Consider the following 10,180-nt stretch of genomic DNA (forward strand, 5'->3'; position numbering starts at 1 on the left):
AAATCCCCTCGACCAGGAACTGGTGAGGGGATTTCGTGGTGGCCAGGGCCGGGATCGAACCGGCGACCTTCCGCTTTTCAGGCGGACGCTCGTACCAACTGAGCTACCTGGCCGCAGGCACCCGTACTGAATGCCATACGCGAAGCGCCGGATCACTCCGGCGCTTACTTGCGACCCTGACGGGACTCGAACCCGCGACCTCCGCCGTGACAGGGCGGCGCGCTAACCAACTGCGCCACAGGGCCTTGCTGTACTACACAGTCCGAAGACTGTACCCCCTACGGGATTCGAACCCGCGCTACCGCCTTGAAAGGGCGGCGTCCTAGGCCGCTAGACGAAGGGGGCTCGTCCCGGATCTCTCCGGACCGGCTTTCAACGTTTCCGTTGGGAGCTCGCATAGCTTATGACAGGTGTGCGCAGACTTCCAAATCGGCTGGTCAGGCGCCCAAACCGAGGTCGTCCAGGCGCGCCTGAGAACGCCACCCGTCGCTGCGGAAGTTCTGGATCCACACCGGGGTCGCCATCGCCTCCACGATAACCTCCAGCACCTCGGCGAACCGGGCGCGCAGGTCGGCGGCCGACCCGTTGGCGATCGGGTCGACCAGATAGCGCTGGCCGGCCAGGGCCGCGGAGAGGGTGCGGGTGAAGCGATCGGGGTCGGCGTCGGCGCGCAGCTGCCCGTCGTCGATCGCGCGCACCGCCAGCACCCGGGTGGCCCGGCCGACGATGCGGCCGCCACCGTTGCCCGCGTCGCGGTGGAACTCGGGCTCGATCACGAGCCGGTACTCGGCCTGCACGATGGTGTCGTGCTCGAGCCGCAGCGCGATCTCGTCGACCATCCCGTGCAGGACGTCGAGCGGCCCCAGATCGGCGCGGGCCAGCCAGCGCTCCGCACAGATGCGGTAGCGCTCGACCGCGGTCTCCAGGACCGCGCGCGCCAGATCCTCCTTGGAGTCGAAGTGGAAGTACATCGCGCCCTTGGTCGCGCGCGAACCCTCCAGAATGCGGTTGAGGGATGCCGCGGCATATCCACTCTTCCCGAACTCGACGGCCGCGGACTTGATTATCGCCGCGCGTGTCCGGCGCGCCCGCTCTTGCTGCCGTGCCATGCTCGAAACGCCTCCGAACCTTCTCGTCGCTAACGATCAATAACCAACCGATAGCGCGAATTGTGGTTTTATTACATACTTTCGGTATGAAATCTCGCAGAAAAGCCGGTACCCCTCCGGCTGGTATAGTTCGCCTGCCCGAGTGCGCCGCAGGGGGTGCACACTCGGGCCCAACTACCTGTGAGAACCGCCTCCTCCTGCGGTAACGACTGCCCCTTTGCCGAAGATTCGCGCGCCCACCGCGTGTGCCCCGGCACTTCGAACCCTCGATGAATTCCGCGACACCGCACCCAGCACCGGGCCGTCGGATAACGCAGCACCCGTGATTGTTCCGAAATTCACCAGGCGATCACCGTACCCGCATTCCGCAGCCGACACGCGGCAAATGGAACACCCATCCGAACATCCGGTTCGGTTATCCAGTCCAGCAAACGAGGCGCAACCGAATTGGTTTCGTAAGCTACGAATTCCATAGGCGCACAGCCCGGTTGACCCGGCCCACCACCCGCGCGCGAACCCCCTGCTGTTCGCCCGCCGGTCGCGAGACCCGCGCCCACACCGGACCACCTCATCGGCCACGAAACCCCTGCTCATCGAAAACTGTTGCGATACAACAGTATTCGATACCATGCCGACGCCGGAAGCGCGAACGGTGATGGGTACCAGTTGTTTACCACGAATCGTCGGACTCCGACGGTTCGTTACCGGCGCCCACCAGCGCCGACCCCGGGCCGCGACGGGGCCGGGGACCGGTATTCGGCCCGACGGCACGGTGTCGGTTAGACTCCCCACCGCGCCCCTTTAGCTCAGTTGGTAGAGCTGGTGACTTTTAATCACTAGGTCGTAGGTTCGAGTCCTACAGGGGGCACCATGATTTTTCCTGGTTGACCTGCGGGGATAGGCACTGCGAGCCATCGAGGCCGCCCGCAGGCCACGACTTCGCGCGGGTACCACCGCCGAGACATCCCGCCGACAATCACTCCCGAGGCTCGCTCGTCGAGATTCCCCGTGCGTGGACCCCGAGGTCCGCCGGCGCGAGTTCTTGTGATTCCCGCCACGCTCAGCGGTGTCATCCTTCGTCCGGACGGGGCGCAAGGCCAGGGCAGCCGGAGCGATATTCCAGGTCGGGGGAAACCCAATCCGCCCACTGCTGCCGACTCATCTCGAAAGTCAGTTTGTCGCACAGCAGGTCCGCCCAGGTGGTGGGACCGGGCCAAGTCCACAGGGCCGAGTTGTTGCCGAAGTCCTGACTCCTGGTGAGGACGCCCGAACCGTCCGCGTAGAGCCAGACGCTCTCGATCCAGCCCGGTGACCCGTGCAAGGGTTCGCCGAGGGGGTGGCCGTCGCCGAGGTCCCAGAAACGCAAGGTCTGATCACTGGAACCGGAGACGATGTAGCGGCTGTCGGCACTGATCGCCACGCTGCGCACCATCGCGGTGTGGCCTTCCATCGCGGGGCCGAGTTGCTCGCCGGTCCGCAGGTCCCACCGGCGCAACGTGGTTTCCTCACCGGTGACGAAGCGGGAACCGTCGGGAGCCATCGCCACCGACCAGATCGACGTCGCCTGGATTTCTTTGACGAGCGCTCCGGTGCGCAGATCCCACAGGCGGACCGAATCGGGGCTGTGCGTCAGCAGGCGAGTGCCGGTGGCGTCGAACTCGAGGCTGCTGAGGTCTGAGGTGTGGCCGGTCATCGGTTCGCCGATCGTGGCGCCGGTCTCGGTGTTCCACAGGCGTACGGTCCGGCCGTCGGTGCCGGCGAGAAGGCGACCGTCCGAGCTGAGTACGACCCCATCGGCATCGGGCAGCCCTTCGAACGGGCCGCCGACGGCGGCCGCGGTCTCGGTGTCCCACAACTGGAGGACGTTGGCCAGCGTGACAGTGGCCAGACGCGCACCGCCGGCATCGAATTCCAGCGCACTGACCGGCTCCGCGAAACCGGTCAGCGGGCGACCGATTCGCGCACCGGTCGCGGTGTCGTAGAAGGTGACGGTCTTGTCCGGCCCGGCGACCGCGACCAGACGGCCGTCTCCACTGAGCGCGGCGCGGGCGCCGGAGCCGTCGGGGAAGTCCACCAGAGCGAGACTGCCGCCGGTCTGCGTGTCCGTCAGCCAGACCGTGGCGGTCCCCTCTTCCATCTTCACGAACCGCCGACCGTCCCTCTCGAACGCCAGCACGGGACCGAAACCCGGCTTGGGGGATCCCGCTGCCTGCTGCCAGGGAGCGCCGAGCGACCCGGAACCAGGGGTGCCGACGTTCCACACGCGCATCGTTCCGTCCCACGCCGTGGAGGCCAGGCGCCGGCCATCAGGACTGAAGGCCACACCCATGACCATCCCCGCATGGCCGGTCAGCGGCTGCCCTTCGGCACGCCCGGAGCCGACGTCCCACAGCCGGACCGTGTTGTCGGACGACCCGGATGCCAACGTGCTGCTGTCCGGACTGAACGCGACGGATTGGACCGCATTGACGAGCACCTCGTTCCCGACCAGCGGTGTGCCGACAGGCTGACGTGTCCGCGCATCCCAGAGCAGCAGCGCCGTACCGAATTCGGGCGCCACTTCCGCCGCCTTGGCCGATCCGACGCTGCCGGACGCGATGCGCCGGCCGTCGGGGCTCCACGCGACCGATTTCACCGGATAGGTGTGCCGGCGCAGGGTCTCGGGGCCGTCCCCGGGGGCGTCGACCTTCCAGATCCGCACGGTGGTGTCCTCGCCGCCCGAGACGAGGTCGCGCCCGTCCGGGCTGAATGCCACGGCGTGCACCGGTCCGTCGTGGCCGGTGAAGACCGCCGTCCGGCCGTCGGCGATATCCCACCACCGGATCGTGCCGTCCTTTCCGGAGGCTGCCATCGACCTGCCGTCCGGCGAGAAGGTGATGCTGTTCGGGGCCGTGTCGTAACCGGCCGAGGGCGTGCCTACGAGCCTGCCCGTCTCGACGTCCCAGATCCGGATCGGGCCGTCACCGGTGGCGGCGGCGATCCGCCGACCATCCGGACTGAACGCCGCGGCGAACATCGCGCGTGATTCCGGCGACAGCGCCTCGAAGTCCCGATCGATCCGAGATCCGGTCGCCGCGTCCCAGAGCCGCATCTCGATGCCGATGGTCAGGATTCGGTCGCCGACCGGGCTGAACGCTATGCCCATGTCCGGCTTGACCGTCCGGATGTAGTCGCCAAGCACCCCGAGGTCCTCGGGCAGGTAGAGCGGATCGTAGGGCTTGCCCGTCTGCACGATCTTGTCCACCGCCACTTCGGCATTCAGCGTCCGCAGCAACGCTCCCTCGTCGAAGTCGGGCGTGATCTGGCGCGCGGCCAGCGTCTGCTGGATCGCGCGCACGTCGTCGCGTGGTCGGGCACCGCCCAGCATCGACTCGGTGTCGGAGATCAACCGCAGCCCGATCGCCTGGTTGCGTTGGCGCACCGCCTCCTGCTGGCGGTCGATGGCGATGAACGCGGCGACCAAGGCGAGGACGGTGAGCAGCACCAGCCCGGCGACGGCGGCGCGACGCAACCGCCGGAATCTCCGCTGTTCCCGCAGGTCCTCCCCCGCCAGTTCGTATTTCGGCTTGCCGTGGATCGGCGCCGCCAGGTCGGTGAGCTTCTCGCGGAAGAGCGCGGCGCGCGGGTCCCATGGGGCATCCTCGGTGACGTCGACGTAGAGGGGCTCGGTGGGCAGTGACCCCGGCTGGGTCAGGACCGGTAGCGCCACGGTCGAGCGCGCGGGGTCGAAGCGGTGGGTGTCGCGGTCCCACTTCACCTGTCCGCCGGCGACGACGAACAGCAGCTGATCCGGTCCGCGGGTGCGCAGCCAGTAGCCGATCTCGCGGTCGACCCACTCCGACGCGGCCGAATGCGGGGACAGCACGACGATGCAGTAGCGGGCCTGGTCCATCGCCTCGGCGACCTTGCCCCACAGATCGGGACTGGCGGTCAGGTCGGTCGCGTCGCGGAATACGCGCAGGGCGTGCAGGCGGCCCACGCGGCGGCCGATGCGGTGCAGACCGCGCTGGATGCCGGCGGCGATCGCGCGGTCGGCGTGCGAATAGGACAGGAAGGCGTCGTAGGCCGGAGGCGGCGCCGGACTCGGCGGCGGATCCGCCGCGATCATCGTCTGCTCGGCCATCGTCCTCACTCCCAACGCCCTTGGCTCGTTTTCTCCACGGTCCGACTTCGGCGGGCGCGGGGCACGCGTACCCGGCTACTCGGGTTCGGCGGCGGCCGACTCCCACGGGCCGCATGGCCAACGTCACGTGGCGACGCGCCAGACGCAGACGCCGCCGAAACCCCCGGTTCCGCCATCTCGGTCCCCTACCCTGAGCCCGACCCGGGCACTACCGGGCCGAGCACGCGCAGCGTGCGACTACCTCGACACAGGCGGAGCCGATGACTTCCTTCGATGACCTGCTCTCCCAAGTACCGATCGCCCAGATCGCCGACCAGCTCGGCGTCGACCAGGCGACCGCGACCAACGCCGTCCAGGCCGCGCTGCCGACGCTGCTCGGCGGGCTGCAGGCCAACGCGGCCGAACCGCAGGGCGCGGCGTCGCTGCTGGGCGCGCTCGACAACCACGGCGGGCTCGTCGAGGGCGAGGGCGCCGTCGATCTGCAGCAGGTGGACGTCGCCGACGGCGAGAAGATCGTCGACAACGTCTTCGGCGACGAGAAGAACACCGTCATCAGCGCCCTCGGCGGCACCGGCGGGACCGGCGGCAACGACCTGATCGGCAAGCTGCTGCCGATCCTGGCGCCGATCGTGCTGGCCTATGTCGCCAAGCAGCTCACCGGCGGTGGCGGCGCGGCCGCGCCCGCGCCCGCGCCGCAGCCGCAGGCCTCCGGCGGCGGCCTCGGCGATCTGCTCGGCGGGCTGATCGGTGGCAGCACCAGCAGCGGCGGGCTCGGCGGCGTGATCGGCGAGGCGCTGGCGAAGAACGCGGGCGGCGGTCTGGGCAGCATTCTCGGCGGCCTGCTCGGCGGCAAGCGCTGAGAGGTTTCCCACCGGGAGCTAACACCGTGCGGCCCGCAGCGATAGTCCCTACGCTGCGGGCCGAACACCTAGACTCGTCAGCACGACGAGACGGCGTCGGACGAGGTTGTGGCGTTGCTCAAACTCGGCAGAATTCCGCTCAGTTGCGTTTCGCATCACACCTACGGTGCCGTAAGGTATGGCCGCATCGCGACGTTCGACCGTAAGCACGACAGCGAAGGGTTTTTACATGGCAAGGGATCTGACTCAACTCGAACTGCTCACAGAGTTGGAGCCGGTTGCCGAAGAAAACGTCAACCGGCACCTGTCGCTGGCCAAGGAATGGCATCCCCACGACTACGTCCCGTGGGATGAGGGCCGCAACTTCGCCGCCATGGGCGGCGTCGATTGGGATCCGGAGCAGTCCAAGCTCAACGAGGTCGCCAAGGCGGCCATGATCACCAACCTGCTCACCGAGGACAATCTGCCGTCCTACCACCGTGAGATCGCCGAGAACTTCTCCCAGGACGGCGCCTGGGGCACCTGGGTCGGTCGCTGGACCGCCGAGGAGAACCGGCACGGCATCGTGATGCGCGACTACCTGGTGGTCACCCGCGGTGTGGACCCGGTCGCCCTCGAGAACGCCCGCATGATCCACATGACCAACGGATTCGCCTCCCCCACCGAGGTCGACGCCGGCTTCCTGCACTCGGTCGCCTACGTGACGTTCCAGGAGCTGGCCACTCGCGTGAGCCACCGCAACACCGGCAAGGTCTGTGACGACCCGATCGCCGACCGCATGCTGCAGCGCGTCGCCGCCGACGAGAACCTGCACATGATCTTCTATCGCAACCTGTGCGGCGCGGCGCTGGACCTGAGCCCCGACCAGGCGATCGAGGCCATCTCCCTGATCGTGGAGAACTTCCAGATGCCCGGCGCGGGCATGCCGAACTTCCGTCGCAACGGCGTGCTGATGGCCAAGCACGGCATCTACGACCTGCGTCAGCACCTCGAAGAGGTCGTGCAGCCGGTGCTCAAGAAGTGGAACATCTTCGAGCGGACCGACTTCACCGCGCGCGGTGAGGCCACCCGTGAGCGGCTCGCCGCCTTCCTCGACAAGCTGGGCCAGGATGTGCTCAAGTTCGAGGAGCAGCGCGACAAGATGCTGGCCCGCGAGGCCAAGAAGCTCGAGCTGGCGCGCGTCTAGCCGACAACCACACAGCGCCGCCCTCCGTGTTCGGAGGGCGGCGCTGTTGTCGTCGGTGGGGCTACTTGGTCGGCAGGGCGCCGTCGGTGCTGCCGACGTCGGTGATCTTCCAGTCCTTGCCGGCGTCGACGGTGATGTTGTAGGTGACGGTGTTGCGCAGGCCGTCGGGATTCTGGGCGTTGGTGGTGCTGACGTCGACGAACGCGGCCACCTTGTAGACCTCGCCCTCGTGCGACATCACCTTGGCGGTGATCGGCGTCGCGCTGGAGGTCCACTTCAGCGGGACGATGATCTGCTCCAGTTTGTCGCCGGTCGCCTCGAACTTGCTGGACAGCTCCGGCGAGGTGCCCGCCTTCAGTTTGGCCACCCAGGCGTTGACGTCCTGATAGTTCAGCGTCGCCGAGCCGACGGCATAGTCGAGCGCGATCTGCTCGGCCTTCGCGTCGTCGGCGTTCTGGGCCTCGATATCGGAGAGCTCGGAGCGCGCCGAGCCGAGCAGCACGCCGAGCACGATCGCGATGATCGCGAGGACGGCGATGACAGCGCCGCCGATCAGCGACGAGATCTGCACGGCGACCGTCCCCTTGTCCGGCCGCGCGGGCGCGGCGGCGGGCTCGGTCGGGTCGGTGGCGTCGTCAGCGGGTTCGGCCATGGGTGGTTTCTCCGATTACGTGGGGACAGCGCACCGCCGGAGGCGACGGTGCCAGCAGTCACAGGTTACTGAGCCGTAGCGCGCGCAGCGATCGGCCACGGCCGAACGCTGTCGTGTTGCTCACACCCGACCGCTCGCGAGGGCGGTCATGATGCTGTAACCACACGAAACAGGTAGTGGGCGATATCGATCACACTCGCGCCGCTCAGCCCCCGAAGTGCTGCGGTCAGCCCGCGACGCCGGTCAGCGGGCCGAACAGATCGCCCCGCAGCGCCGGCCCCTCGGGCAGCGTGGCGGGCGGAACGCAGAAGGCGTGCCCGGCCGGGGCCGGGCGCGTCGCGGTGCTCGGTTCGGGTGCTCGTTCTCGCTGTGATCGGCCGCACCAGGGCTTTTTTCGGTCGCGACCTCGGGTGATGAGACAATGGCCAGCGTGACTACGACGATGCCCCAGGTGACGACGCCGCTGCGGATCGGGCCCTACCCGGTCGATCCGCCCGTGGTGCTCGCCCCGATGGCGGGCATCACCAACCGCGCGTTCCGCACCTTGTGCCGAGAGTTCGGCAGCGCGACGTCTATCTACGTCTGCGAGATGATCACCGCCCGCGCGGTGGTCGAGCGCAACGAGAAGACGCTGCACATGATGTCGTTCGACGACGACGAGAACCCGCGCTCGATGCAGCTCTACGGCGTCGATCCGAAGACGCTCGGCGAGGCGGTGCGGATCATCGTCGGCGAGGGCTGGGCCGATCACATCGACCTCAACCTGGGCTGCCCGGTGCGCAAGGTGACCCGGCTCGGCGGCGGCTCGGCGCTGCCGTACAAGCGCAGGCTCTTCGCCAATATCGTCAAGGAGATGGTCGCCGCGGCCGAACCCGCAGGCGTGCCGGTGACCTTCAAGTTCCGCATCGGCATCGACGACGACCACCTCACCTACCTCGACACCGGCCGCATCGCCGAGGCCGAGGGCGCGGCCGCCGTCGCCCTGCATGCCCGCACCGCGGCCCAGCTGTACTCCGGCGCGGCCGACTGGTCGGCCATCGCGCGGCTCAAGGAAGCCGTCACCACCATCCCCGTGCTCGGCAACGGCGACATCTTCTCCGCCGACGACGCCCTGCGGATGATGACCGAGACCGGCTGCGACGGCGTCGTCGTCGGCCGCGGCTGCCTCGGCCGCCCGTGGCTGTTCGCCGAACTCAGCGCCGCGCTGCGCGGCGAGCCGATCCCCGACGGCCCGACCCTGGGCCGCGTCGGCGAGATCCTGATCCGCCACGCGACCCTGCTCACCGCCCACGACGGCGAGGACAAGGCGATGCGCGACATCCGCAAGCACATGGCCTGGTATCTGATGGGCTTCCCGGTCGGCTCGCAGCTGCGCCGCAGCTTCGCCACCGTGTCCCGGCTCGCTCAGCTCGAGGACCTCGTCGCCCAGCTCGACCCCGCGGTCCCCTTCCCCACCGACGCCCTCGGCCCCCGCGGCCGTCAGGGCTCCCCGCAGACCAAAGTCGCCCTCCCCGACGGCTGGCTCGACGACCCCGAGGACGACACCGTCCCCGCCGCGGCCGACGTGATGCACAGCGGCGGCTGATTTCTCCCCTGCCGACCTTCCGCTTTCCCCGCCGGTCAGAGCGTCGCAACGAGATCGTCAGCGAATCTGTTGTGCACAGGAGTGGCCACTCGTGGCGGAATCGTTATCATTGCGGACATCGTTCGGCTGCGGTTCGACTCGGAGCCGGGACGATGACGCGCATGCTGCGGCAGCTAGAGAAGTGAGGTTCGTTGGTGGGTGACGATCGGCGTGGGCGAACGCCCCGGCCCGGAAGTCGCGCCCCCTGGGAGCGCTATCCGACGGCCGAACCCACCGAGCAGCCGGAGCCGGGCGCGCGACGTTCCCGGCACGCGGACGCGACCCAGGACCCCGGTGCGGCCCCACTGACGGTGCAGGACCTCGTCGACCGGGTCGACAGCGAACGAACCCGGCGCGGCAGGCGCAACGCCGCCCCCGAGGCCGAGGGTTCGCGTGCGGGCCGCCGCGCTCGCGAGCAGGCGCCCCGGCCCACCCAGCGCCCCGATCTATCCCCGCGCGCCGACAGCTCGCCCGTCGTCGACGACATCGTGGGCGCCCCCCATCGCGCCGAATCCCCCGCCGACCGCACCGCCACCACCGCACTGCCCGCCCAGACCCCCGAGGCGGGCCGCGCACCGCGCAAGCCGACCCCGCCCCGCCGGACCCACGATCCGATCGGCGACCCG

The 10,180-nt window shown here is 68.8% G+C and carries 6 protein-coding genes, 4 tRNA genes and 1 pseudogene; 5 read left to right on the forward strand and 6 right to left on the reverse strand.

The annotated features are described in order from the left end of the window. Positions 1–36: 36 nt before the first annotated feature. The 4 genes from ATM97_RS09175 to ATM97_RS09190 all read right to left on the reverse strand — a co-directional run bounded on the left by ATM97_RS09175 (position 37) and on the right by ATM97_RS09190 (position 1,109). A tRNA-Phe gene (locus ATM97_RS09175) sits at positions 37–113 on the reverse strand. A gap of 58 nt (positions 114–171) precedes the next feature. Then, a tRNA-Asp gene (locus tag ATM97_RS09180) sits at positions 172–245 on the reverse strand. Positions 246–272: 27 nt separating this feature from the next. After that, positions 273–345, reverse strand: a tRNA-Glu gene (locus tag ATM97_RS09185). A gap of 92 nt (positions 346–437) precedes the next feature. After that, complete coding sequence (locus tag ATM97_RS09190; protein ID WP_218717534.1) at positions 438–1,109, reverse strand: TetR family transcriptional regulator; 672 nt, start codon at positions 1,107–1,109, stop codon at positions 438–440. A gap of 795 nt (positions 1,110–1,904) precedes the next feature. Here ATM97_RS09190 and ATM97_RS09195 point away from each other — a divergent pair. Further along, positions 1,905–1,980: transfer RNA gene (locus ATM97_RS09195), tRNA-Lys, on the forward strand. Between the two features lie 198 nt (positions 1,981–2,178). On the opposite strand, the gene ATM97_RS09200 is transcribed toward ATM97_RS09195, so the two are convergent. Next, complete coding sequence (locus ATM97_RS09200; RefSeq protein ID WP_218717535.1) at positions 2,179–5,232, reverse strand: toll/interleukin-1 receptor domain-containing protein; 3,054 nt, start codon at positions 5,230–5,232, stop codon at positions 2,179–2,181. A gap of 260 nt (positions 5,233–5,492) precedes the next feature. Between ATM97_RS09200 and ATM97_RS09205 the strand changes: the two genes are divergently transcribed. Together ATM97_RS09205 and ATM97_RS09210 are read left to right on the forward strand one after the other, a co-directional pair. Then, the gene (locus ATM97_RS09205) at positions 5,493–6,092 is read left to right on the forward strand and encodes a DUF937 domain-containing protein (protein WP_218717536.1); all 600 of its coding nucleotides are present in this window, start codon (positions 5,493–5,495) and stop codon (positions 6,090–6,092) included. A 229-nt stretch (positions 6,093–6,321) separates the two neighbouring features. Continuing rightward, positions 6,322–7,278 carry an acyl-ACP desaturase gene (locus ATM97_RS09210; protein WP_218717537.1) on the forward strand — a complete coding sequence of 319 codons (957 nt, stop codon included), beginning with the start codon at positions 6,322–6,324 and terminating at the stop codon, positions 7,276–7,278. A 61-nt stretch (positions 7,279–7,339) separates the two neighbouring features. Here the strand turns inward: ATM97_RS09210 and ATM97_RS09215 are convergent, their stop codons facing one another. Then, on the reverse strand, positions 7,340–7,930 hold the full coding sequence (locus ATM97_RS09215) for a hypothetical protein (protein WP_218717538.1): 591 nt from the start codon (positions 7,928–7,930) through the stop codon (positions 7,340–7,342). Positions 7,931–8,351: 421 nt separating this feature from the next. Between ATM97_RS09215 and dusB the strand changes: the two genes are divergently transcribed. Together dusB and ATM97_RS09225 are read left to right on the forward strand one after the other, a co-directional pair. Next, positions 8,352–9,515, forward strand: coding sequence for a tRNA dihydrouridine synthase DusB (dusB, locus tag ATM97_RS09220; protein ID WP_255587445.1), 1,164 nt, complete (start codon positions 8,352–8,354; stop codon positions 9,513–9,515). Between the two features lie 194 nt (positions 9,516–9,709). After that, a pseudogene (locus ATM97_RS09225) lies at positions 9,710–10,180 on the forward strand (LytR family transcriptional regulator); the annotation flags it as partial.

It is taken from the genome of Nocardia sp. MH4, assembly GCF_019266065.1.
Taxonomy (GTDB): Bacteria; Actinomycetota; Actinomycetes; order Mycobacteriales; family Mycobacteriaceae; genus Nocardia; species Nocardia canadensis.